This is a genomic window from Streptomyces sp. NPDC014907 (genome assembly GCF_055562975.1).
Genome location: NZ_JBVHEG010000008.1, coordinates 225414 through 247789 on the forward strand (window position 1 = coordinate 225414; position 22376 = coordinate 247789).

The 22376-nt window shown below is 73.0% G+C and carries 23 protein-coding genes; 13 read left to right on the plus strand and 10 right to left on the minus strand.

Annotated elements, in window-relative coordinates; all coding sequences use genetic code 11:
- Window positions 1-33 precede the first annotated feature (33 nt).
- Window positions 34-999, minus strand: a complete 966-nt coding sequence (locus ACZ3IL_RS21870) for a DEDDh family exonuclease (protein ID WP_467392413.1) — start codon at window positions 997-999, stop codon at window positions 34-36.
- A 182-nt stretch (window positions 1000-1181) separates the two neighbouring features.
- On the opposite strand from ACZ3IL_RS21870, the gene ACZ3IL_RS21875 reads away from it, so the two are divergent.
- Both ACZ3IL_RS21875 and ACZ3IL_RS21880 read left to right on the plus strand, forming a co-directional pair.
- Entirely contained in the window at window positions 1182-2072 is an 891-nt protein-coding gene (locus tag ACZ3IL_RS21875; RefSeq protein ID WP_467392415.1) for a sterol desaturase family protein, read from the plus strand.
- A complete protein-coding gene (locus tag ACZ3IL_RS21880; RefSeq protein ID WP_467392417.1) occupies window positions 2069-2725 on the plus strand; it encodes a lysoplasmalogenase in 657 nt (218 codons plus the stop codon). The genes ACZ3IL_RS21875 and ACZ3IL_RS21880 overlap by 4 nt, the downstream gene beginning before the upstream one ends.
- A 153-nt stretch (window positions 2726-2878) precedes the next feature.
- On the opposite strand, the gene ACZ3IL_RS21885 is transcribed toward ACZ3IL_RS21880, so the two are convergent.
- Complete coding sequence (locus tag ACZ3IL_RS21885) at window positions 2879-4174, minus strand: CoA transferase (RefSeq protein WP_467392419.1); 1296 nt, start codon at window positions 4172-4174, stop codon at window positions 2879-2881.
- Between the two features lie 75 nt (window positions 4175-4249).
- The gene (locus ACZ3IL_RS21890; RefSeq protein ID WP_467392421.1) at window positions 4250-5791 is read right to left on the minus strand and encodes a S8 family peptidase; all 1542 of its coding nucleotides are present in this window, start codon (window positions 5789-5791) and stop codon (window positions 4250-4252) included.
- A gap of 271 nt (window positions 5792-6062) precedes the next feature.
- Here ACZ3IL_RS21890 and ACZ3IL_RS21895 point away from each other — a divergent pair, with 271 nt between their 5' ends.
- The 3 genes from ACZ3IL_RS21895 to moaA all read left to right on the plus strand — a co-directional run bounded on the left by ACZ3IL_RS21895 (window position 6063) and on the right by moaA (window position 9213).
- Window positions 6063-6437 (plus strand): DUF485 domain-containing protein, encoded by a 375-nt coding sequence (locus ACZ3IL_RS21895; protein ID WP_467392423.1) that lies wholly within the window; start codon window positions 6063-6065, stop codon window positions 6435-6437.
- Entirely contained in the window at window positions 6434-8059 is a 1626-nt protein-coding gene (locus ACZ3IL_RS21900; RefSeq protein WP_467392425.1) for a solute symporter family protein, read from the plus strand. The genes ACZ3IL_RS21895 and ACZ3IL_RS21900 overlap by 4 nt, the downstream gene beginning before the upstream one ends.
- Window positions 8060-8223: 164 nt before the next feature.
- Window positions 8224-9213: a GTP 3',8-cyclase MoaA gene (gene moaA, locus ACZ3IL_RS21905; protein ID WP_467392427.1), complete on the plus strand. Its 990-nt coding sequence runs from the start codon at window positions 8224-8226 to the stop codon at window positions 9211-9213.
- A gap of 85 nt (window positions 9214-9298) precedes the next feature.
- On the opposite strand, the gene ACZ3IL_RS21910 is transcribed toward moaA, so the two are convergent.
- Both ACZ3IL_RS21910 and ACZ3IL_RS21915 read right to left on the minus strand, forming a co-directional pair.
- A complete protein-coding gene (locus tag ACZ3IL_RS21910) occupies window positions 9299-9535 on the minus strand; it encodes a hypothetical protein (RefSeq protein ID WP_467392429.1) in 237 nt (78 codons plus the stop codon).
- 174 nt (window positions 9536-9709) lie between these two features.
- Window positions 9710-10060 (minus strand): DUF3099 domain-containing protein, encoded by a 351-nt coding sequence (locus ACZ3IL_RS21915; RefSeq protein ID WP_467392431.1) that lies wholly within the window; start codon window positions 10058-10060, stop codon window positions 9710-9712.
- A 169-nt stretch (window positions 10061-10229) separates the two neighbouring features.
- Here ACZ3IL_RS21915 and ACZ3IL_RS21920 point away from each other — a divergent pair, with 169 nt between their 5' ends.
- Window positions 10230-10505, plus strand: coding sequence for a GlsB/YeaQ/YmgE family stress response membrane protein (locus ACZ3IL_RS21920; protein WP_467392433.1), 276 nt, complete (start codon window positions 10230-10232; stop codon window positions 10503-10505).
- Window positions 10506-10592: 87 nt separating this feature from the next.
- Here the strand turns inward: ACZ3IL_RS21920 and tyrS are convergent, their stop codons facing one another.
- The 3 genes from tyrS to ACZ3IL_RS21935 form a co-directional block, all read right to left on the minus strand.
- A complete protein-coding gene (tyrS, locus tag ACZ3IL_RS21925; RefSeq protein WP_467392435.1) occupies window positions 10593-11861 on the minus strand; it encodes a tyrosine--tRNA ligase in 1269 nt (422 codons plus the stop codon).
- 55 nt (window positions 11862-11916) lie between these two features.
- Window positions 11917-13308: a metallopeptidase TldD-related protein gene (locus ACZ3IL_RS21930; RefSeq protein WP_467392437.1), complete on the minus strand. Its 1392-nt coding sequence runs from the start codon at window positions 13306-13308 to the stop codon at window positions 11917-11919.
- Between the two features lie 91 nt (window positions 13309-13399).
- Window positions 13400-14923 carry a TldD/PmbA family protein gene (locus ACZ3IL_RS21935; RefSeq protein ID WP_467392439.1) on the minus strand — a complete coding sequence of 508 codons (1524 nt, stop codon included), beginning with the start codon at window positions 14921-14923 and terminating at the stop codon, window positions 13400-13402.
- A 441-nt stretch (window positions 14924-15364) separates the two neighbouring features.
- Between ACZ3IL_RS21935 and fabG the strand changes: the two genes are divergently transcribed.
- From fabG to ACZ3IL_RS21950, 3 genes are all read left to right on the plus strand, one after another.
- Window positions 15365-16084 (plus strand): 3-oxoacyl-[acyl-carrier-protein] reductase, encoded by a 720-nt coding sequence (gene fabG / locus ACZ3IL_RS21940; protein ID WP_467392441.1) that lies wholly within the window; start codon window positions 15365-15367, stop codon window positions 16082-16084.
- 5 nt (window positions 16085-16089) lie between these two features.
- Complete coding sequence (gene fabI, locus ACZ3IL_RS21945) at window positions 16090-16866, plus strand: enoyl-ACP reductase FabI (protein WP_467392443.1); 777 nt, start codon at window positions 16090-16092, stop codon at window positions 16864-16866.
- Window positions 16867-17041: 175 nt separating this feature from the next.
- Window positions 17042-17455, plus strand: a complete 414-nt coding sequence (locus ACZ3IL_RS21950) for a hypothetical protein (RefSeq protein WP_467392445.1) — start codon at window positions 17042-17044, stop codon at window positions 17453-17455.
- Here ACZ3IL_RS21950 and ACZ3IL_RS21955 read toward each other — a convergent pair.
- Complete coding sequence (locus ACZ3IL_RS21955; protein ID WP_467392447.1) at window positions 17370-18113, minus strand: FadR/GntR family transcriptional regulator; 744 nt, start codon at window positions 18111-18113, stop codon at window positions 17370-17372. The genes ACZ3IL_RS21950 and ACZ3IL_RS21955 overlap by 86 nt on opposite strands.
- 63 nt (window positions 18114-18176) lie before the next feature.
- Here ACZ3IL_RS21955 and ACZ3IL_RS21960 point away from each other — a divergent pair, with 63 nt between their 5' ends.
- The 4 genes from ACZ3IL_RS21960 (at window position 18177) to ACZ3IL_RS21975 (ending at window position 20819) form a co-directional block, all read left to right on the plus strand.
- Complete coding sequence (locus ACZ3IL_RS21960) at window positions 18177-19589, plus strand: CynX/NimT family MFS transporter (RefSeq protein WP_467392449.1); 1413 nt, start codon at window positions 18177-18179, stop codon at window positions 19587-19589.
- Window positions 19590-19637: 48 nt separating this feature from the next.
- A complete protein-coding gene (locus ACZ3IL_RS21965) occupies window positions 19638-19754 on the plus strand; it encodes an SGM_5486 family transporter-associated protein (protein ID WP_467392451.1) in 117 nt (38 codons plus the stop codon).
- 304 nt (window positions 19755-20058) lie between these two features.
- Window positions 20059-20265, plus strand: a complete 207-nt coding sequence (locus ACZ3IL_RS21970; RefSeq protein WP_467392453.1) for a hypothetical protein — start codon at window positions 20059-20061, stop codon at window positions 20263-20265.
- Window positions 20266-20300: 35 nt separating this feature from the next.
- Entirely contained in the window at window positions 20301-20819 is a 519-nt protein-coding gene (locus ACZ3IL_RS21975; RefSeq protein WP_467392455.1) for a SixA phosphatase family protein, read from the plus strand.
- A gap of 223 nt (window positions 20820-21042) precedes the next feature.
- On the opposite strand, the gene serB is transcribed toward ACZ3IL_RS21975, so the two are convergent.
- Complete coding sequence (serB, locus tag ACZ3IL_RS21980) at window positions 21043-22257, minus strand: phosphoserine phosphatase SerB (RefSeq protein ID WP_467392457.1); 1215 nt, start codon at window positions 22255-22257, stop codon at window positions 21043-21045.
- Window positions 22258-22376 lie beyond the last annotated feature (119 nt).

Below are 22376 nucleotides of genomic sequence, written 5' to 3' on the forward strand. Positions count from 1 at the left end.
ACGCGGTCCGGCGCGCCCGCCCGGGCGCGGACGTCACCCGTCTGCCGGGGCCACGTCCCGCAGGAGCTGGGTGTAGGCGGCCTCGTCCACGACGGGCGTGCCGAAGGACCTGGCCTTGAGGGTCTTGGAGGTGGCGGAGTCCGGGTCGTTGGTGACCAGCAGGCTCGTCAGCCGGGAGACGCTGCCGGACACGTGGAGGCCGGCCTCCGCGGTGCGGTCCTCCAGGAGCTCGCGGTCGATGGAGGTGTCCCCGGAGAACGCCACCCGCATGCCCTGCTTGAGCGGCTTGTCCGCCTCGTACCGGCCGGGGTTGGGGTACGGGCAGGCGGGCCGCTTCCGCGAGGGGCGCCAGCTGTTCGCCCGGGAGGGGTACGGGGCCGGGACCGCCGGGGAGGAGTTCCACTCCGTCAGCGGACGGCACTCCAGGAGCGGCAGCCGCACGCCCCGCTCCGCCGCCGCGTGCAGGCTCGGCCGGAACGCCTCGGCGAGCACCCGGGCGTCGTCGAGGGCGTGGTGCGCGCGCCGCTGCACGACGCCGAAGTGCGCGGCGAGCGACTCCAGCTTGTGGTTGGGCAGCGGCAGCGACAGCTCCTTGGCGAGCGCGATCGTGCACAGGCGCTGGCGCACGGGGGCGGTGGACCGCGCACGCGCGTACTCCCGGGCGATCATCTGCCAGTCGAAGATCGCGTTGTGCGCGACGAGCACCCGCCCGTCGAGCCGGGCCGCGAACTCGGGCGCGATCTCCGCGAAGAGCGGCGCGCCCTCCAGGGCGTCGCCGGTCAGCCCGTGGATCCACACCGGGCCGGGGTCGCGCTCGGGGTTGACGAGCGTGTACCAGTGGTCCTCGACGTTCCCCCGGGCGTCCAGCCGGTAGACGGCAGCCGACACTATCCGGTCGTCGCGGGCGAGGCCGGTGGTCTCCACGTCGACGACCGCGTACCCCTGCGGGTAGGCGGCCGGCCACGCTGCTGCTGTCGTGAGGTCGTCGGGCATGGTCATTGAGGATACGGGCCGGGACCGACACTCCTCTCCCCGGTGCCCCCGCGCACCCCCTTCCCCCGGCGGCGGTGGCCCGGATTCCCCTTGTCGGAAGGTGCCAAAGCCCGCTGACAACCCGTCTCACATACTTGTTGGTAACAACGTCTAGCCGCGCCCCGGCCCCCGCCTCTACCGTCGACGGCATGCCGAACCTGCCCGATGTCGTGCTCTGGTCCATACCGGCGTTCGTCCTGCTCACCGTCGTGGAGATGATCAGTCACCGCCTCCGTCCGGACGAGGAGGCCGCCGGGTACGAGGCCAAGGACGCCGCCACCAGCGTCGGCATGGGCCTGGGGAGCCTGGCCTTCGACGCCCTGTGGAAGATCCCCGTGGTGGCGATCTACACCGCCGTCTACGAGCTGACCCCGCTCCGCGTGCCCGTCCTCTGGTGGACCCTCCCGCTCATGCTGCTCGCGCAGGACTTCTTCTACTACTGGCAGCACCGTGGACACCACGTCGTCCGCGTCCTCTGGGCCTGCCACGTCGTCCACCACAGCAGCCGCAGGTTCAACCTCACCACCGCCCTGCGCCAGCCCTGGACCAGCGTGACCTCCTGGCCGTTCTACCTGCCGATGATCGCCCTCGGCGTGCACCCGGCGGCCGTCGCCTTCTGCTACTCGGTCAACCTCGTCTACCAGTTCTGGATCCACACCGAGCGCGTCGGCACGCTGCCCCGGCCCTTCGAGTACGTCTTCAACACCCCCTCCCACCACCGCGTCCACCACGCCTCCCAGGGCGGCTACCTGGACCGGAACTTCGGCGGCATCCTGATCGTCTGGGACCGGATGTTCGGCTCCTGGGTCGGCGAGACCGAGCGGCCCGTCTACGGCCTCACCAAGAACATCGAGACCTACAACCCGCTCCGGGTCGCCACCCACGAGTACGCGGCGATCGCCCGCGACCTGCGGGCCGCGAGCGACTGGCGCGAACGGGCCGGGAGGCTCTTCCGGGGTCCCGGCTGGCAGCCCGGGCCGCCCCCGGCCCCGAAGCCCGGCCCCGCCGCCGGGGAGCCCGCCCCGGAGGCCGCCGCGTGAGCGCCCCCGTCACCGCGCCGCCCGCCGCGCGCGCCGGCGTCCTCCCCCGCGCGCTGCTCGCCGCCCTCGGGCTCGCGACCGCCGTCGACCTGATCTCCCTGCTGGCCGGCGCCGAGCAGGGGCACCAGATCGCCAAGCCGCTCCTGATGCCCCTGCTCGCCGCGTACGCCGCCGTCCGGGGCGCCCCGAAGCTCCTGCTCGCCGCGCTCCTGTTCGGCTGGGGCGGCGACGTCCTCCTGCTCTCCGACGCCGACGGGGCCTTCCTCGCCGGCATGGGTTCCTTCGCCGCCGGGCACGTCTGCTACCTGGCCCTCTTCGGCCGCCGGCGCACGGCCCCGGCGCTCGGCGCCCTGTACGCGGCCGCCCTCGCCGGCACCGTCGTGCTCCTCTGGCCGGGCCTCCCGGCCGAGCTGCGGATTCCCGTCTGCGGGTACGCGCTGCTGCTCACCGCCACGGCCTACCGCGCGAGCGCCCTCGGCCTCCTCGCCGGCGCCGGCGGCGCCCTGTTCCTGCTCTCGGACACCCTCATCGCCACCGGCGTCGCCGCGTGGCCGCAGCCGCCGGTGCCCGACTTCTGGATCATGCTGACCTACACCGCCGCCCAGTGCCTCCTGACCGCGGGGGTCCTCCGCGCCTCCCGGAGCGGGAGGTAGGCGGAGGGGGGAGAGGCGGGGGCCCCGGGCGGGCCCGCCGCCCCCTTTCCCGGGCGGACGGCGACCGCCCCGGGACGCGTCCTCCAGCCACACCGGCGCGACCGCCCCGGGCAGGTCCTCCAGCCACACCGGCGCGACCGCCCCGGGCAGGTCCTACAGCCACACCGGCGCGTCCGCCCCGGGCAGGCCCGGCGGACGCGACCAGCCCGTCGGGCCGCCCTCGTACGCGACGGGCGACAGCGCGTGCCGCAGCCGTCCCAGCGGGCCCTCCGACTCGGTGAGGTGGTCCCCGGGTTCGTACCCCGGCAGCGCGTGCGTCAGCCAGTGGCCCGTCCGCGCGAGGGCGACCCGGACCAGCCGGGTGCCGCCCTCCCGGTCCTGCTCGGTCAGCGACCGCAGGACCGCCGCCGCCAGGAGGTAACCGGTGGCGTGGTCGAGCGCCTGCGCGGGCAGCGCGCCCGGCTCCTCCGCCGAACCCTCCACGACGGCGATCCCGGTCGCGGCCTGCACCAGGGAGTCGAAGCCGCGCCGCCCGCCCCACGGCCCGCGGTCGCCCCAGGCCGAGACCCGGGCCGTGACGAGCCCCGGACGGTGGAGGCCGAAGCGGTCGAGCGCGCCCGGCCGGTAACCGGTCACCAGCACGTCGGCCGCGTCGAGCAGTTCGCCGAAGGCGCGCCGGTCCGAAGGACGGTCCAGGTCGAGGGCGGCCGTCCGCTTGCCGACGTTCGCGTCCGCGTGCTGGTCCGGCAGCTCCGGACGGTCCGGCGGGTCGATCCGCAGCACGTCCGCGCCGAGCAGCGCCAGCGTCCGGGTCGCGACCGGCCCGGCGAGCACCCGGGTCAGGTCCAGGACCCGGAGCGGCCCCGTACGGCGCCGGGGCGGAGTCTCGTCGAGGCGTTCCCGGGTCAGCGGCGGCAGCGACGCCACCTCCCGGCCCTGCGGGTGCGCCGCCCACTCCCCGGGCGTGCGCAGGGCGACGGCCAGGCCCCCGGCCCCGTACACCGCCGTCTCGACCTCGGTGGCCCGCCGGTCGCCGATCGCCGCCGCCACCTCCTCGGCCGACCCGGACGGCACGCCGAGGGCGGCGAGCAGCACCGCCCGGTGGTGCGGGTAGTTGGCGTGGGTGCGGACCCAGCCGTCCGCGGCCCGCCAGAAGCGGGAGAGGGGCGCGAAGTTCACCGGGGCCCGCCCGTCGACCCGCAGGTGGCGCTCGCTCACGAAGGCCGTGGCCACGGCCCCGTCGTCCACCCGGACCGGGCCGGGGAGCCCCGCCCGCTCGATCGCCGCGAGCCCGGCGACCGCGACCGAGGCCCGTGCCAGGGCCATCACCGGCAGCCGGGCCGGCAGCAGTCCCGGGGGTCCCGTGAACGACACCCGGTCGACGAGGGCGGGTTCGCCGCCGAGCGCCGACCACAACAGATCCGTACCGGTGCGCGCCGTCGTGTCCATGCCCGCACTATGGCACCCGGTGCCACGCGAAGGGCCCCGGCGTGGCACACCACACCGGGGCCCGGCCGTTCCGGTTTACCGGCGGACGGCGTCGAGCGCGTCGATCAGACCGGCCCCGTAGAAGCCGTTCTTGTTCTTGCCGCCCTCGCAGACGGCGTCGACCTTCCCGTCGCCCTCGATGTCGTACGGGTTGGTGCAGGCGCGCTTGTCGGCCTGCGCGTACAGCAGCGCCTTGAGCGCCGCCGGGCTCGCGTGGGGGTGCGTCGACTTGATGAGCGCCAGGACGCCCGCCGCGTGCGGCGAGGCCATCGACGTACCGGCCTTGTAGTTGTACCCGCCGTTCACCGTCGTCGACAGGATGCGGCCGTTGACCGCCGGGGCGTCCGGGGTCTGGTACTCGGTGCGGTCACCGCCGGGGGCGGCGACGTCGATCACGCCGAGACCGTAGTTGGAGTAGGACGCCTTCAGGTCCTTGGCCCCGGTCGCGGAGACGGTGACGACGCCCGGCAGCATCGCCGGGTAGTCGAAGCACTCCTTCGGGTCGATGACCCGGTCGCCCGGCGTGGAGTCGTTCGGGCTGCTGTTGTCGAGGATCGAGTCGGCCGCCAGGTCGAACTTGGAGTTGCCGGCCGCCGCGACGTTGACCGTGCCCCTGCGCTCCGCGTAGCGGGTGGCGCGGGTGACGGCCTCGATGAGGGCCTTCTGGTCCGCGTCGTTCTTGCACGCGAACATCCACGGGTCGGTGTAGTAGCTGTTGTTCGTGATGTCGATGCCGTGCTCGGCCGCCCACACGAAGCCGCAGACCACGGCCTCCGTGTAGAAGAAGCCGTCCGGGGTGGACACCTTGATGCCGGCGAGCTTCACGCCCGGCGCGACACCGGTGACGCCGGTGCCGTTCTTGGCGGCGGCGATCGTGCCGGCGACGTGCGTGCCGTGGTCGCTCTCGCCCGGGTTCGGCCGCCAGGAGCCGGCGGTGGTGTCCGGCTTGCCGGACACGCAGTTGGCGGACTTCGCGGCGTTGAAGTTCGGCGCCAGGTCCGGGTGGGTGTCGTCCACGCCCGTGTCGATGACGCCGACGGTCACGCGCTTGCTGCCGAGCGTCCGCTGGTGGGCCTTGTCGGCCTTGATCGCCGGAAGGTCCCACTGGAGGGGCTCGAGCGCGTCCTGCTCGTCCGTCGCCCGGGCCGCGGCGGCCTCGGCCTCGGCGCGGGTCAGCGTCTGCGCGCCCTCGCCGACGGAGTCGTCGGTCTGTACGGAGAGCGGAGCGGTACGGGTCGCGCCGGCCGACACCACGCCGCGCGCCTTGCGTATCGTCTGCGCGAACTCCGGGTTCTGCGAGTGGACGACCACCACGCCTATCTGGTCGTACGAGACGACGATCGTGCCGCCCGCGGCGGCTATCGCCTTCTTCACCGACCTGGCGGCCGAGCGGCCCCCGTCGACGTTCACGACGTACGACAGGACCGGCCCGTTCGCCGCGGGGGTGGAGGCCGCCGGGGCGTCGCTCAGTTCCGCGGCGGTGGCGGCGCCGGTGGGAAGGAAGCCGAGCGAGGCCGTGAGCGCGAGACCAACGGGCAGAGCGAGAGCTCGGCCGCGCCTCGATCCCAGATGAGCCATGGGTTCTCCACATCATCCGTATGTACTGGCCGCGCGCGGGTTTACGCGCGGTCAGGTGCATGACGAGTGAAGCTATCGCCGTTCTTCCTTCCCGATCAATGAGTTGAGAAGACTTCATGAAGATCTGCCCGAGAAAATCCTCGGGGTGAACCGCTTCGCTTCCTCCTCCGTGCCGTTGTGCAGGGGAGGGCTCCACCCGGAACCCCGGCTCCCGCACCCCGGTGGAGCCCCCTCCGAGCAAGCCGTCCGCCCCGCGTCACGAGGAGAGTCCGTGGCTACCGAAGCACCGCCGCCAGCCCGCAACGGCACGGAGACCGAGCAGGGTCCCGCGTCGCCCACCACGGAGCAGTTCATCGAGGTGCAGGAAGGCGCGGAGTTCGGCGAACTGCGCCGCACGTACCGGTCGTTCGCCTTCCCCCTCACCCTCGCCTTCATCGCCTGGTACCTGCTGTACGTGCTGCTCTCCAACTACGCGGGCGGCTTCATGGGGACCAAGCTCTTCGGCAACGTCAACGTGGCGCTCGTCCTGGGCCTGGGCCAGTTCCTCACCACGTTCCTCATCGCCTGGCTCTACTCGCGGCACGCGGCGAACAAGCTCGACCCCCGGGCCGAGGCCATCAAGTCCCGTATGGAGGGCGACGCATGAGCACCCCCGTCCTGCTCGCGGCGGGCAACGCCACCAGCGAGCACCGGCCCCTGATCATCGCCCTGTTCGGCGCCTTCGTGATCGCGACCCTCGTCATCACCGTGTGGGCCGGCCGGCAGACCCGCAGCGCCGCCGACTTCTACGCCGGCGGACGCCAGTTCACCGGCTTCCAGAACGGCCTGGCGATCTCCGGCGACTACATGTCCGCCGCGTCCTTCCTCGGCATCGCCGGAGCCATCGCCCTCTTCGGCTACGACGGCTTCCTCTACTCGATCGGCTTCCTCGTCGCCTGGCTCGTCGCCCTGCTCCTGGTCGCCGAACCGCTGCGCAACTCCGGCCGGTTCACCATGGGCGACGTCCTCGCCTACCGGATGCGCCAGCGCCCGGTCCGCACCGCCGCCGGCACCTCCACCATCGTCGTCTCGATCTTCTACCTGCTCGCGCAGATGGCCGGAGCGGGCGTCCTCGTCTCGCTGCTGCTCGGCATCACCAGCGACGGCGGCAAGATCGCGATCGTCGCCCTCGTCGGCGTCCTGATGATCGTGTACGTGACCGTCGGCGGCATGAAGGGCACCACCTGGGTTCAGATGGTCAAGGCCGTCCTGCTCATCGCGGGCACGCTCCTGATCACCTTCCTCATCCTGCTGAAGTTCCACTTCAACCTGTCGGAACTGCTCGGCGCGGCCGCCTCCAACAGCGGCAAGGGGCAGGCGTTCCTGGAGCCCGGCCTCAAGTACGGCGTCAGCGCGACCTCGAAGCTCGACTTCCTCTCGCTCGGCATCGCGCTCGTCCTCGGCACGGCCGGCCTGCCCCACATCCTGATCCGCTTCTACACCGTCCCGACCGCCAAGGCCGCCCGCAAGTCGGTCAACTGGGCCATCGGCATCATCGGCGCCTTCTACCTGATGACGATCGTCCTGGGCTTCGGCGCCGCCGCCCTGCTCAAGAACGGCGACATCGTCGCCTCCAACAAGGCCGGCAACACGGCCGCCCCGCTCGCGGCCCTGGAGGTCGGCGGCGGAGCCGGTTCCACCGGCGGCGCGATCCTCCTCGCCGTCATCTCGGCGGTCGCCTTCGCCACCATCCTCGCCGTCGTCGCCGGACTGACCCTGGCCTCCTCGTCGTCCTTCGCCCACGACATCTACGCCAACGTCATCCGGCGCGGGAAGGCCACGGAGAAGGAGGAGATGAGGGCCGCCCGCTGGGCGACGGTCCTCATCGGCGTCGTCTCCATCGCGCTCGGCGCCCTGGCCCGCGACCTCAACGTCGCCGGTCTGGTGGCCCTCGCCTTCGCGGTCGCCGCCTCCGCCAACCTGCCGACGATCCTCTACTCGCTCTTCTGGAAGCGGTTCACCACCCGGGGCGCGCTCTGGTCGATCTACGGCGGTCTGGTCTCCGCCGTCGTCCTGGTCCTGTTCTCGCCCGTCGTCTCCGGCAAGCCGACCTCGATGTTCAAGGGCGCCGACTTCTACTGGTTCCCGCTGGAGAACCCCGGGCTCGTCTCCATCCCGCTCGGCTTCCTGCTCGGCTGGCTGGGCTCGGTCCTCTCCAAGGAGGAGCCGGACAAGGGCAAGTACGCGGAGCTGGAGGTCAAGTCCCTCACCGGCGTCGGAGCGCACTGAACCGTATACGTTCCGCCACGCACGGACGGCCGCGTCGTAGAGTTCTACGACGCGGCCTCGCCGTTCCTCGTGACAATCGGTCCTGACCGGCGCGGGACCGCTCGCGTAGGCTCGGAAGAGGCGATCGGAACGAACCGATCCACAGAACGGGGAGGGGGCCCACCGTGCTCATCGACACCTTCGGCCGGGTCGCCACCGACCTGCGCGTCTCGCTCACGGACCGGTGCAACCTGCGCTGCACCTACTGCATGCCGGAAGAGGGCCTCCAGTGGCTCGCCAAGCCGGACCTCCTCACGGACGACGAGATCGTCCGGCTGGTCCGCGTGGCCGTCACCGGCCTCGGCGTCACCGAGGTCCGCTTCACCGGCGGCGAACCGCTGCTCCGCCCCGGCCTCGCCGGGATCGTCGAGCGCTGCGCCGCCCTGGAACCCCGCCCCCGGATGTCCCTCACCACCAACGGCATCGGGCTCAAGCGCACCGCGGCCGCACTGAAGGCCGCCGGCCTCGACCGGGTCAACGTCTCCCTCGACACCCTGCGCCCCGACGTCTTCAAGACCCTCACCCGCCGCGACCGGCACCGGGACGTCCTCGACGGGATGGCCGCCGCCCGCGACGCCGGCCTCACCCCGGTCAAGGTCAACGCCGTCCTGATGCCCGGACTGAACGACGACGAGGCCCCCGACCTCCTCGCCTGGGCGATCGCGGAGGGGTACGAGCTCCGCTTCATCGAGCAGATGCCGCTCGACGCCCAGCACGGCTGGAAGCGCGACGGCATGATCACCGCGGAGGACATCCTGGAGTCCCTGCGCACCCGCTTCACCCTGATCCCGGAGGACGCGGACGAACGCGGCTCGGCCCCCGCCGAGCGCTGGACCGTCGACGGCGGGCCGCACGCGGTCGGCGTCATCGCCTCCGTCACCCGCCCGTTCTGCCGCGCCTGCGACCGGACCCGGCTCACCGCCGACGGCCAGGTCCGCACCTGCCTCTTCGCCACCGAGGAGACCGACCTGCGGGCCGCGCTCCGCTCGGGCGCGGAGGACGCCGAGATCGCGGAGATCTGGAAGAGGGCCATGTGGGGCAAGAAGGCCGGCTCCGGCCTCGACGCCCCGGACTTCCTCCAGCCCGACCGCCCGATGTCGGCGATCGGCGGCTGAGGCCCGCCCCGGCCAGCCGGACGGGCCCGGGGGACCCGCCCCGGGCACCAGCCCCGAACCTCGGCGGCCGCCCCGCGCGCGCCGGTCAGGCGCCGTCCGGCGGGGCCGCGGACTCCCAGTCGGCCAGCGGGACGACGTCCTTCAGGAAACCCCGTACGTCCAGGAACCGGGAGAGGTCCTCGCGGTGCTCGTCGCACGCGATCCAGGTCTTGCGGCGCTCGGGCGTGTGCGTCCGGGGGTTGTTCCACGCGAGCACCCAGACGGCGTCGGCGCGGCAGCCCTTGGCGGAGCAGATCGGCTTCTCTTCGTTCACCCGGCCCATTGTCCGGCAAAGGCGATGCCGAGCAGCCACGGGGGGAGCTGCCCGGCATCGGTCTCTCGCTCCGACGGGGGATGCGGAGCGCGTAGGAAGTATGTCACGGCACATGGGGTCGGGTGCACTGGAACCTCATGATTGATTTGAGCTTTTCTTGAGGTTTCCGGCCACGAATCGTGATCAGTTCCGGCCGTACGGGCGGCCCGGGTCCGGGTCCGCGTCCACCGCCGTCCCCCCGGCGCCGAGCGCGGGCCGCACCGGGGCCGGCATGAACGTGGACGGGAGGGAGGGCGCCGTCTCGCGCCCCGCGTTGGCGATCACCACGGCGACGTACGGCAGGAGGGCGCCCAGGGCGAGGGCCACGAAGGCCACGTGCCGTTCGACGTTCCAGAGCGCCGCGGCGGCGATCACGGAGAGCGTCCGGACCGTCATCGAGATGACGTACCTCCGCTGCCGCCCCCGGACGTCGTCGGCGAGCCCCTGCCGGGCCCCGGTGATCCGGAAGACCTCGGTTTCGCCACGCTTCGGCATCGCCGTTCACCACCCGCCGGTCGTGCCGGACCCACCCCGGTCCGGTCCTCGTTCCACGGTACGCCCGCCCTCCGGCGCGGACGAGACCGGGGCACGTATGGCGCTGTCCGACATGCGCCGGATGCCGGGAAGGCCGAGACTGGGTCCACATGCGTACAAGGAGGCGACTATGGGTTGGTTGTGGGCGATCATCGTGGGACTCGTCCTCGGTCTGATCGCGAAGGCGATCCTGCCGGGCAAGCAGCAGATCCCGCTGTGGCTGACGGTCGTGTTCGGCATCCTCGGCAGTGTCCTCGGCAACGCGGTCGCGACCTGGATCGGGGTGAACGACACCAAGGGCATCGACTGGATCCGCCATCTCCTCCAGCTGATCGGCGCGGTCGCCGTCGTCGGCGTGGGCGACACGTTGTGGGCCTCGCTCCGGGGCAACCGGCAGCGGACCTGAACACCCGGACGAAAACCGGGAGGCCCGGTACGGCACGTGGTGTGCCGTACCGGGCCTCCCGGTTTCCGCGCGGACCCGCCGGGTCCGTCAGGCGCCCGCGTACTCGATCGCCGCCAGGTTCTTCTTCCCGCGCCGCAGCACCAGCCAGCGGCCGTGCAGCAGGTCGTCCGCCGACACCTCGGCGTCCTCGGCGGTGACCTTCGCGTTGTTCACGTACGCCCCGCCCTCCTTCACCGTCCGGCGCGCCGCCGACTTGCTCGCCACCAGGCCGACCTCCGCGAACAGGTCCACCACCTGGCCCAGCTCCGACACGCGCGCGTGCGGCAGCTCGGACAGGGCCGCGGACAGGGTCGCCGGATCCAGCTCCGCCAGGTCGCCCTGGCCGAACAGCGCCCTGGAGGCGGCGATGACGGCCGCGCACTGCCCGGCGCCGTGCACCAGGGTGGTCAGCTCCTCCGCCAGCGCCCGCTGCGCGGCCCGCGCCTGCGGCCGCTCGGCGGTCTGCGCCTCCAGCTCCTCCAGCTCCTCGCGGGACTTGAAGGACAGGATGCGCATGTACGTCGAGATGTCCCGGTCGTCCACGTTCAGCCAGAACTGGTAGAACGCGTACGGCGTGGTCATCTCCGGGTCCAGCCAGACGGCCCCGCTCTCGGTCTTGCCGAACTTGGTGCCGTCCGCCTTGACCATCAGCGGGGTCGCGAGCGCGTGGACCTCGGCCCCCGGCTCCAGGCGGTGGATCAGGTCGAGCCCGGCCACCAGGTTGCCCCACTGGTCCGAGCCGCCCTGCTGGAGCGTGCAGCCGTAGCGGCGGTACAGCTCCAGGAAGTCCATGCCCTGGAGGAGCTGGTAGCTGAACTCGGTGTAGCTGATGCCCTGCTCGGACTCCAGGCGCCGGGCCACGGAGTCCTTGGTCAGCATCTTGTTGACCCGGAAGTGCTTGCCGATGTCCCGCAGGAACTCGATCGCGGAGAGCCCGGCGGTCCAGTCCAGGTTGTTCACCATGACCGCCGCGTTCTCCCCCTCGAAGGAGAGGAACGGCTCGATCTGGGTCCGCAGCCGGTTCACCCAGTTCGCGACCGTCTCGGGGTCGTTCAGGGTGCGCTCGGCCGTCGGCCGCGGGTCACCGATCTGCCCGGTGGCCCCGCCGACCAGCGCCAGCGGCCGGTGCCCGGCCCGCTGGAGCCGGCGGACGGTGAGGACCTGGACCAGGTGGCCGACGTGGAGACTGGCCGCGGTCGGGTCGAAACCGCAATAGAAGGTGACCGGACCGTCCGCGAGAGCCTTGCGCAGTGCGTCCTCGTCGGTGGACTGGGCGAAGAGCCCGCGCCACTTCAGCTCGTCGACGATGTCGGTCACGTCGTCCGTCTCCTTAGTGATGCTTAGTGGTTATGGTTGTCTCAGTCTAGGCGGGTCAGACCCCCTTGCTGACCGAGCTCATGTGGAAGTCCGGCACCCGCAGGGCGGGCATCGCGGCCCGGGTGAACCAGTCGCTCCACTCGCGCGGCAGCGTCTTCTCCGTACGGCCCGCCTCGGAGGCCCGCGACAGCAGGTCCACCGGCGACTCGTTGAACCGGAAGTTGTTCACCTCGCCGACCACCTCGCCGTCCTCGACGAGGTAGACGCCGTCCCGGGTCAGCCCGGTGAGCAGCAGCGTCGCCGGGTCGACCTCGCGGATGTACCAGAGGCAGGTCAGCAGCAGACCGCGCCCGGTGGAGGCCACCATCTCCTCCAGGGAGCGCTCCCCGCCGCCGTCCAGGATCAGGTTCCCCGCCCCGGGGGCCACGGGCAGCCGGGTGAGCTCCGCCGAGTGCCGGGTGGTGACCAGCCGCTCCAGCCTCCCGTCCCGCATCCAGTCGGTCGGACCCACCGGCAGGCCGTTGTCGAAGACGGACGAGTCGTCGCCGGAGGAGTGCGCGATCACGAACGGAGCGGACTCCAGGCCCGGCTCCTTCGGGTCGCTGCGCAGCGTCAGCGGCAGCGGCGAGAGCGTCTCGCCGAGCCGGGTGCCGCCGCCGGGCTTGGAGAAGACCGTGCGCCCCTCCACCGCGTCCCGGGCCGCGGCGTTCCACTGCTGGTAGATCAGCAGGTCGGCCACGGCGGTCGGCGGCAGCAGCGTCTCGTACCGCCCGGCGGGCAGCTCGATCCGCCGCTCCGCCCAGCCGAGCCGGACCGCCAGCTCGGCGTCGAGCGCCGCCGGGTCCACGTCCCCGAAGTCCCGCGTCGCGCGCCCGGCCCAGGCGGAGCGCGAGAGGTCGGGGGACTTGGCGTTCAGCTCCAGCGTCCCGTTCGGCTGGTCGTGGCGGAGCCGCAGCCCCGTCGACGTGCCCAGGTAGGTGGAGGTCAGCTGGTGGTGGGCGAAGCCGTACAGCTCCCGGCCGCCGGCCCGGGCCCGGGCGAAGGCCTCGCCGAGCGCGGGCGCGAAGTCGTCGAAGACGGCGGAGGAGGTCTCGGCCGGGGCGTCCGTGAAATCGGGGGAGACGGGCACGCCCTCCACCAGCGGCCGCGCGTCCTCGGCGGGCCCGGCGGAGCGGGCGGCCTCCTCGGCGGCCCGGACCAGGGGCTCCAGGTCGTCCGCGGTCACGGCGGACCGGGAGACGACGCCGGAGGCGGTGCCCCGGGCGCCGTCGACGGTCGCGATCACCGTGAGCGTGCGGCCCCGGGTCACGCCGTTCGTGGTGAGGGAGTTCCCCGCCCAGCGCAGGTTGGCCGAGGACTCCTCGTCCGCGATGACGACACACCCGTCGGCGCGGGACAGCTCCAGGGCCCGCTCGACGATCTCGTACGGCTTGCTGACGCGGCTCATCGACCGGCCTCCTGCGTCGTGTTCAGGCTGTGCTTACCCCGGGGGCGACCCCCGGACCCCCGGCGGGGGGTCCCGTGCGCCGTGGTCGCGCTCATCGACCGGCCTCCTGCGTCGTGTTCAGAATGTTGACGCCCCGGAAGAGGGCGGAGGGGCAGCCGTGGGACACCGCCGCGACCTGGCCGGGCTGGGCCTTGCCGCAGTTGAAGGCGCCGCCCAGGACGTACGTCTGCGGACCGCCGACCTGCTCCATCGAGCCCCAGAAGTCCGTGGTCGTCGCCTGGTACGCGACGTCCCGGAGCTGACCGGCGAGCCGCCCGTTCTCGATGCGGAAGAAGCGCTGGCCGGTGAACTGGAAGTTGTACCGCTGCATGTCGATCGACCAGGACCGGTCGCCGACCACGTAGATGCCCCGCTCCACGCCCCCGATCAGGTCCTCCGTCGACAGACCGCCCGGGTCCGGCCGGAGCGAGACGTTCGCCATCCGCTGCACCGGCACGTGCGCGGGGGAGTCCGCGAAGGCGCAGCCGTTCGACCGGCCGAGGCCGGTGAGCTTCGCGATCCGCCGGTCCGTCTGGTAGCCGACGAGCGTGCCGTCCTTCACCAGGTCCCAGGACTGCGCCTCGACGCCCTCGTCGTCGTAGCCGACGGTCGCGAGCCCGTGCTCGACGGTCCGGTCACCCGTCACGTTCATGACCGAGGAGCCGTACGCCAGCTTGCCCAGCCGGTCGAAGGTGGCGAAGGACGTGCCCGCGTACGCCGCCTCGTAGCCGAGGGCCCGGTCCAGCTCGGTGGCGTGCCCGATCGACTCGTGGATGGTCAACCACAGGTTGGACGGGTCCACGACCAGGTCGTACCGGCCCGCCTCCACGCTCGGCGCCCGCATCTTCTCGGCGAGCAGCTCCGGAATCCCGTCCAGCTCCTCGTCCCAGTCCCAGCCCGTGCCGGTCAGGTACTCCCAGCCGCGCCCGGCCGGCGGCGCGATCGTCCGCATCGAGTCGAACCCGCCGGTCGCCCCGTCCACGGCCACCGCCGTGAGCTGCGGGTGCAGCCGCACGCGCTGCTGGGTGGTCACGGTGCCGGCCGTGTCCGCGTAGAACTTGTTCTCGTGGACGGTGAGCAGCGAGGCGTCCACGTGCGCCACGCCCTCCGCGCGCAGCAGCCGCGCGCTCCAGTCGGCGAGCAGCGCGCTCTTTTCCTCGGCGGGCACCGAGAAGGGGTCGATCTCGTACGAGGAGATCCACACCTTGTCCTCGTGCACCGGCTCCGCCGCCAGCTCCACGCGCTCCTTCGAGCCGGCCGCCGCGATCACCTTCGCCGACAGCCTGGCCATGGCGACCGCCTGCGAGGCGACCCGCGCGGCCCCGTCCATGGTCAGGTCGACGCCGGAGGCGAACCCCCAGGCCCCGCCGTGCACCACCCGCACCGCGTAGCCGAGGTCCGTGGTGTCCGAGGAACCGGACGGTCTGGCGTCGCGCAACCGCCAGGAGGCGCTGCGCACCCGCTCCAGGCGGAAGTCCGCGTGCTCGGCGCCCAGCGCGCGCGCCCGGGCGAGCGCCGCGTCGGCGAGCGCCCGCAGGGGCAGCGCGGCGAACGAAGGGTCGATCTGATGGACCACGAGCGGCCTCGCTCTCGGTGATCGGAAGACGGCATGGAACTGTCCGGGAAGTCAATCACGGGAGGGGCGGCCGGGGCGCCGCATTGGAAGGGCGGCTCCGGCGGCCCCCGCCCAACGGGGCCCTCGGCGAAGGGCATTGGAGGAGCGGCACAACCCGCGCCCGTTCCCCCGGGGCGGCCCGCCGGTGCCCCCGCGCCGGTCCGCCGCCGTACCCGGCGCACCCCCGCCGGCGCCCCGGCCACCGGGCCCGCCCGGGAGGCGCGGACCGTCCCGCGCCTCCCGGGCGCCGGACCGGGCCCGCCGGGCACCCGTCCCCGGTGCCCGTGGTCTGTAGGGACCCGACAGCGCGGCCCGTACGCCACTGTCGGAGGTCGATTCCTCATGTCGGGAGCGGTACCGATAGGTTTTCGGCTACCAGACCGCTATCGAAAGGGTGATCCGTTGAGCCGCTCGGTTCTCGTCACCGGAGGAAACCGGGGCATCGGCCTCGCCATCGCCCGCGCGTTCGCCGAGGCCGGCGACAGGGTCGCGTACACCTACCGTTCCGGCGAGCCGCCGGCCGTCCTGGCCGGGCTCGGCTGCCTGGCCGTGAGGTGCGACATCACCGACGGCGAGCAGGTGGAGCGGGCGTACAAGGAGATCGAGGAGAAGCACGGTCCGGTGGAGGTCCTCGTGGCCAACGCCGGCGTGACGAAGGACCAGCTCCTCATGCGGATGTCCGAGGAGGACTTCACCTCCGTCGTCGACACCAACCTCACCGGCACCTTCCGGGTCGTCAAGCGCGCCAACCGGGGGATGCTGCGGGCCAAGAAGGGCCGCGTCGTCCTGATCTCCTCGGTCGTCGGACTGCTCGGCTCGGCGGGGCAGGCCAACTACGCCGCCTCCAAGGCCGGTCTGGTCGGCTTCGCCCGCTCGCTCGCGCGCGAGCTGGGCTCCCGCAACATCACCTTCAACGTCGTCGCCCCCGGCTTCGTCGACACCGACATGACCTCGGTGCTCACCGACGAGCAGCGCGCGGGCATCGTGTCCCAGGTGCCGCTGGGCCGTTACGCGCAGCCCGAGGAGATCGCCGCCGCGGTGAGGTTCCTCGCCTCCGACGACGCCGCGTACATCACTGGAGCCGTCATCCCGGTTGACGGCGGATTGGGCATGGGTCACTGATCACCATGAGTGGAATTCTCGAGGGCAAGCGCATCCTGATCACCGGTGTGCTGATGGAGTCCTCCATCGCCTTCCACGCCGCGAAGCTGGCCCAGGAGCAGGGCGCGGAGATCATCCTCACCGCCTGGCCCCGGCCCACGCTCACCGAGCGCATCGCCAAGAAGCTCCCCCGCCCCGACGACGTCAAGGTCCTGGAGCTCGACGTCTCCAACGACGAGCACCTCGCGCGCCTGGAGGGCCAGGTCCGCGAGCACCTCGGCGACCGCCTCGACGGCGTCGTGCACTCCATCGGCTTCGCCCCGCAGGACGCGCTCGGCGGCAACTTCCTCAACACGCCGTTCGAGTCCGTCGCCACCGCCATGCACGTCTCGGCCTTCTCCCTGAAGTCCCTGACGGTGGCGCTGCTGCCGCTGATGAACGAGGGCGGCTCCGTCGTCGGCCTCACCTTCGACGCGCAGTACGCCTGGCCGCAGTACGACTGGATGGGCCCGGCCAAGGCCGCACTGGAGGCCACCAGCCGCTACATGGCCCGTGACCTGGGCAAGCGGGACATCCGCTGCAACCTGATCTCGGCGGGCCCGCTCGGGTCGATGGCCGCCAAGTCCATCCCGGGCTTCAGCGACCTCGCCGCCGTCTGGGACGACCGCTCCCCGCTGGCGTGGGACCTCACCGACCCGGAGCCGGCCGGCCGCGGCATCGTGGCGCTGCTCTCCGACTGGTTCCCGAAGACGACGGGCGAGATCATCCACGTCGACGGCGGCCTGCACGCGATCGGCGCCTGACGCCCGCCGTACGGCCAGGGGCCGTGCGCCCGCCCCCCTCCGGGGGCGGCGCGCACGGCCCCTTTCCCGTCCCGCCTCCCGGGCCCCCGGACCGCTCGACTCGAAAAGTGGCCCGAACGGCCCCAGACTGGTGCGGAGCGTGAAGGTCCGCCGCTGACGGGGAGGAGGTACGGACATGCGGGTGATGCGCCACGGAATCGGGGCGTTCGTCTCGGTCGCCGTCCTGCTGACCGGAACCGTCGCCGAAGTGCGTGCGGCGACCGTCCCGGCCGTCGCGGCGGAGGAACCGGAGGACTTCGGCGCCTCCTGCCGCACCGACGTCGAGGGCTCCCGCGTCACCGCCCACTGCCAGAACCCGTACCCCCGCACCGACCGGGTCCGCCTCCACGTCGAGTGCGAACGCTGGTGGGACGTGGACACCGACAGCGCCCCCGTGGACGTCGCCCCCGCCGGCTACGCCCGGATCTCCGGCCGCTGCTGGAAGGAGGTCCGGTCCGCCTGGCTCACGCACCAGCCGGCGGACCCGGCTCCGGCTCCGGGGCCGGACCGCGGTCCCGTTCCCGCCGCTCCTCCCGCGCCGGGCTCCTGAGGCACAGGAAGGGGTAGCGGGCCGCCTCCGCGCCGGCGCGCTCGGCGTCGCCGTCCCGGATCGCGTCCACCAGGCGCGCGTGGTCCATGCGGTTCTCCGGCCGCAGCTCCCGGCCCACGTCGTCCCGCAGCCACTGCCGCAGCAGGTCGCCCAGGTCCGCGTAGAGCTCCGTCAGGACCTCGTTGCCGGCGGCGGAGACGACCGCCTGGTGGAAGGCCGCGTCCACGGTCACGAACCGTTCCGCGTCTCCCGAGTCCCACGCCTCCTCGCGCCGTACGAGCAGGGCTTCGAGCTGCTTCAGGTCCCGCTCCGAACGCCGCTCCGCCGCGAACCGCGCCGCGGCGGCCTCCAGGGTCGAGCGCAGCTCGGCGACGTGCCGGGGGTCGGAGCCCGTGAAGCGCCGGTGCATGACGCCCGCCAGCTCGCTGGTGGCGACGACGTACGTCCCGGAGCCCTGCCGGATGTCGAGCAGGCCGTTGTGCGCGAGGGCGCGGACCGCCTCGCGCACGGTGTTGCGGGCCACGCCCAGCTGTTCGACCAGCTCGGGTTCGGTCGGGATGCGCGATCCCACCGGCCACTCGCCGGAGGTGATCTGGTTGCGCAGCTCGGCGATCACCTGGTCGGAGAGACCCGTGCGCCGGGGATGGCCGAGGGCCATGGGACACCTTCCCGTTCGTTCGAGATTGGACAACCAATCATCCCATGATTCTATGATGGCCTCATGCCTGACGAGCCGAATCCCCTCGAACCCGCCGTGCGCACGGCCGCCCCGACCGCGACCGCGACCGGGGCCACGGCCGTCCGGAAGACCACCGGCGGTCCTCCCGCGACGGACCGCGCGGGCTCCTCCGGCGCGGCGGACCGGGCGCACCGCCGGCTCCTCGGCACGGTCGCCGTCGGACTCGTCCTGGCCGCGCTCAACCTGCGCCCCGCCATCACCAGCCTCGGCGCCCTCCTCGAAGAGGTCGGCGACGGGCTCCGCATGAGTGGCAGCGTCGCCGGCGTCCTCACCTCCGTACCGCCGCTCTGCTTCGCGGTCTTCGGCATCACCGCCCCGCGCCTCGCCCGCCGCTTCGGCCCCGCCGCCGTCGTCTGCGCGGGCATGGCCGCGATCTTCACCGGCCTCCTCCTCCGGCCCTTCGCCGGCGGCACCGCCGGCTTCCTCGCGGCCAGCGCCCTCGCCCTGATGGGCATCGCCGTCAGCAACGTCCTGATGCCCGTCGTCGTCAAGCGGTACTTCCCCGACCGCGTCGGCACCATGACCGGCCTCTACTCCATGGCGCTCGCCCTCGGCACCTCCGTCGCCGCGGCCGCGACCGTCCCGGTGACCGACGCCCTCGGCGGCGACTGGCGCCTCGGCCTCGGGGTCTGGGCCGTCCTCGCCGCGCTCGCCGTCCTGCCCTGGCTCCCGCTCGTGCGCGACCGCGACGGCCGTGACCGCGACGGCCGGGCCCACGGCGGCCGTGACCGCCGTACGGAGGAGGGGGGCGCGGCCGCGGCACGGACCCCGGCCGGGACCGCCGCCGCGGCACCGGCCGCCGGGCCCGCCGCCCCGCCGCGCGTCGCCCGCAGCCGTACCGCCTGGGCCCTCGGCGTCTTCTTCGGCCTCCAGGCCACCGGCGCCTACATCACCATGGGCTGGATGCCGCAGATCTTCCGTGACGCGGGCGTCCCCGCCTCCACCGCCGGCGTGCTCCTCGCCGTCACCATGGTCATGGGCGTCCCGCTGGCCTTCGTCATCCCCCGGCTCGCGAGCCGCATGAGGAACCAGGGCCCGATCGTCGTCGTCCTCGGCCTGTGCGGCCTCGGCGGCTACACCGGCCTCCTCCTCGCCCCGGCCGCCGGTGCCTGGGCCTGGGCCGTGCTGCTCGGCGTCTCCAACTGCGCCTTCCCGCTCGCCCTCACCATGATCGGCATGCGCTCGCGCACCGGCGCCGGCGTCGCCCGCCTCTCCGCCTTCGCCCAGAGCGTCGGCTACCTCATCTCGATCCCCGGCCCCCTCCTCGTCGGCGTGCTCTACCAGCACACCGGCGGCTGGGGACTGCCCGTCGCCCTCATGGGCGGACTGATGGTGCCGCAGATGATCGTCGGGACCCTGGCGGGCCGGGACCGGACGGTCGAGGACGAATGCTGAACGGGACCGGGCGGCCGGGAGCCGGCGCCGGGGTGCGAGACTGTCCCCATGCCAGTCCTCGAACCCAACCCCCCGAACGGGCAGAAGAAGCTGCTCGTCGTGCTCGGCGCGATGCTCGCCATCACGGTCGTCATCGCCGTCATCGCGTCGGTCGCCTCCCCGTGACGTGAGCCCCGGCGGCGCGCCGGCCCGGTCCTCGGGGCGGCGCGGCCCCCGGCCGGCGCGAGCCTCTCCAGACCGATGCGATCCCCCGGGGCGGTGCGGGTCTCTCCGGCCGGTGCGCCCCCGGGCGGGACCGGCTCCGGGCGGGACCGGCTCCGGTCCGGGCCCCGGTGGTGGGGACAGCCCCCGTATCCCCTAGGGGGCGGGTGTCAGGGTCATGTGGGTGGATCACCGGATGGGCCGCGGCCCCCGCGCTCCGTACGGTGGAGATCACGGCGGAAGCGAGATCACACCCCTGGAGGCGGCCATGCCGACCCGTACGCGCAGCGGCGTCCCGACGACCACGACGGCCGGCGTCGACAACCGTCTCTCCTGGTGGGCCCTCGCCCTTCCGGCGGCCGCGTTCGTCGCCCTGCTGCTCCTCGTGACCGGGCCGGGAGGGACCGGCGCGCCCGCGAGCGACGCGGCGGTGGGCCGGCTCCTGGAGCGGGTCCAGCAAACGCTCTCTCTCTGAGTCGGCGCGCCCCTTTTCATGCGAAGCTGTGGACCATGAGCGTCGACACACCCCGCAGGATCGTGCTGCTCCGGCACGCGAAGGCAGACTGGCCCCAGGTGTCCGACCACGAGCGGCCCCTCGCGGAACGAGGCCGCTCGGACGCCCCGGTCGCGGGCCGCAGGCTCGCCGAGTCCGGCATCGGCTTCGACCTGGCCCTCTGCTCGACCGCCGTCAGAACCAGGGAGACCTGGAAGCTGGCCGTGCAGGAACTGCCGGAGCGCCCCAGGACCGTGTACGAGGACCGGCTGTACGAGGCTTCGCTCGGCGAGCTCATCGCCCTGCTCAACGACGTCCCCGAAGAGGTCTCCGACCTCCTGGTCATCGGCCACAACCCCGGCATGCACGCCCTCGCCGACGCCCTGGCGGGCACGGCCGAGGGCGACACCGCGGCCCGGATGAACCGCAGCGGCTTCCCCACCTCCGCCTTCGCCGTCATCACCTTCGACGGCTCCTGGAAGTCGGTGGAGCACGGCGTGGGCCGCCTCGTCGAGTTCTGGACCCCGCACGACTGACGGTCCCGCGTCCCGGCCCGTGCACGACCGACGGTTCCGCGTCCTGCTCCGTGCGCGACCGACGGTTCTGCGTCCCGGCTCCTGCACGACCGACGGGACCCCGTCCCGGCCCGTGCACGACCTGACGGGACCCCGTCCCGATCCGTACGCACCGGGGCCCGGCCGTTCCCGACGGCCGGGCCCCGGTGCCGTCACGACCGGCCCCGGAGCCGGTCGTGACGGCTCAGTGCAGCAGGTCCTCGCCGCCGTCCGCCGCCTCGACCTCTTCGCGCGTGATCCCGAGGAGGTAGAGGACGGTGTCCAGGAACGGCACGTTCACCGCCGTGTCGGCCGCCTTGCGGACCACCGGCTTGGCGTTGAACGCCACCCCGAGCCCGGCCGCGTTCAGCATGTCCAGGTCGTTCGCCCCGTCCCCGACGGCCACGGTCTGCGCCAGCGGCACCCCCGCCTCCGCGGCGAACCGGCGCAGCAGCCGCGCCTTGCCCGCCCGGTCCACGATCTCCCCGGTCACCCGGCCGGTGAGCTTCCCGTCCACGATCTCCAGGGTGTTGGCGGAGGCGAAGTCGAGCCCGAGCCGCTCCTTCAGGTCGTCGGTGACCTGCGTGAACCCGCCGGAGACGACCCCCACCTGGTAGCCGAGCCGCTTGAGCGTACGGATCAGGGTCCGGGCCCCCGGAGTCAGCCGCACCTCGGTGCGGACCTTGTCCACCACCGAGGCGTCGAGACCGGCGAGCAGCGCCACCCGCGCGTGCAGGGACTGCTCGAAGTCCAGCTCGCCGCGCATCGCGGCCTCCGTCACCTCGGCGACCTTGTCCTCGCAGCCCGCGTGCGCCGCGAAGAGCTCGATGACCTCGTCCTGGATCAGGGTCGAGTCGACGTCCATGACGACGAGCCGCTGGGCACGCCGGTGCAGACCGGCGGAGACGACGGCCACGTCGACCCCGACGGTGTGCGCCTCGGTGGCGAGCGCGGTCCGCAGCGGTTCGGTCCCGCACCCCGAGACGGCGAACTCGACGGCCGTCACCGGATACTTCGCGAGGCGGAAGACCCGGTCGATGTTGCCGCCGGTCCCCGCGATCCTGGCCGCTATGGCCGCCGTCTGCTCGGCGGTGAGCGGGTTGCCGAGCACGGTGACGTGGGAGCGTCCCTCGCCCCGGGGACGGTTGTCGCCCGTACCCGAGATGATCTCGGCCTGGAGCCCCATCGACTCGGCCCAGCTGTGCACGGTGGCCCGGAGTTCGCCCTGCGGCACGACGGTCGGCTCGGTGACGAGCGCGCACAGGACGAGGCGGCCGCGGGAGACCACCTGCTCGATGTCCACGACGTCGACGGAGTAGGCGGCGAGGGTGTCGAAGAGTCCCGCGGTGATCCCGGGACGGTCCTTCCCGAAGATCTTGACGAGAAGGGTGGGAACGTCTGAGGTCTGCGATGCGCTCATGGTGGTTCCACCGTATCGGGCGCCGCCCGCGGCCCGGCCCCCCGTCCCGCGTACCGGACATCCGGGCGCTCCCGGGGCCCTCCCGCCCGGTCCGCCGCGGCGGTCGCGGGAGGCTTCCG

Coding starts and splice junctions, on each gene's coding strand:
- ACZ3IL_RS21955 (WP_467392447.1), bottom strand. CDS start 18,113: ATGGCCCTCGGCCATCCCCGGCGCACGGGTCTCTCCGACCAGGTGATC.
- ACZ3IL_RS21960 (WP_467392449.1), top strand. CDS start 18,177: ATGCCTGACGAGCCGAATCCCCTCGAACCCGCCGTGCGCACGGCCGCC.
- ACZ3IL_RS21920 (WP_467392433.1), top strand. CDS start 10,230: ATGGGTTGGTTGTGGGCGATCATCGTGGGACTCGTCCTCGGTCTGATC.
- ACZ3IL_RS21950 (WP_467392445.1), top strand. CDS start 17,042: ATGCGGGTGATGCGCCACGGAATCGGGGCGTTCGTCTCGGTCGCCGTC.
- ACZ3IL_RS21970 (WP_467392453.1), top strand. CDS start 20,059: ATGCCGACCCGTACGCGCAGCGGCGTCCCGACGACCACGACGGCCGGC.
- ACZ3IL_RS21915 (WP_467392431.1), bottom strand. CDS start 10,060: ATGCCGAAGCGTGGCGAAACCGAGGTCTTCCGGATCACCGGGGCCCGG.
- ACZ3IL_RS21870 (WP_467392413.1), bottom strand. CDS start 999: ATGACCATGCCCGACGACCTCACGACAGCAGCAGCGTGGCCGGCCGCC.
- ACZ3IL_RS21910 (WP_467392429.1), bottom strand. CDS start 9,535: ATGGGCCGGGTGAACGAAGAGAAGCCGATCTGCTCCGCCAAGGGCTGC.
- ACZ3IL_RS21890 (WP_467392421.1), bottom strand. CDS start 5,791: ATGGCTCATCTGGGATCGAGGCGCGGCCGAGCTCTCGCTCTGCCCGTT.
- ACZ3IL_RS21900 (WP_467392425.1), top strand. CDS start 6,434: ATGAGCACCCCCGTCCTGCTCGCGGCGGGCAACGCCACCAGCGAGCAC.
- ACZ3IL_RS21975 (WP_467392455.1), top strand. CDS start 20,301: ATGAGCGTCGACACACCCCGCAGGATCGTGCTGCTCCGGCACGCGAAG.
- ACZ3IL_RS21930 (WP_467392437.1), bottom strand. CDS start 13,308: ATGAGCCGCGTCAGCAAGCCGTACGAGATCGTCGAGCGGGCCCTGGAG.
- serB (WP_467392457.1), bottom strand. CDS start 22,257: ATGAGCGCATCGCAGACCTCAGACGTTCCCACCCTTCTCGTCAAGATC.
- ACZ3IL_RS21875 (WP_467392415.1), top strand. CDS start 1,182: ATGCCGAACCTGCCCGATGTCGTGCTCTGGTCCATACCGGCGTTCGTC.
- ACZ3IL_RS21885 (WP_467392419.1), bottom strand. CDS start 4,174: ATGGACACGACGGCGCGCACCGGTACGGATCTGTTGTGGTCGGCGCTC.
- ACZ3IL_RS21965 (WP_467392451.1), top strand. CDS start 19,638: ATGCCAGTCCTCGAACCCAACCCCCCGAACGGGCAGAAGAAGCTGCTC.
- fabI (WP_467392443.1), top strand. CDS start 16,090: ATGAGTGGAATTCTCGAGGGCAAGCGCATCCTGATCACCGGTGTGCTG.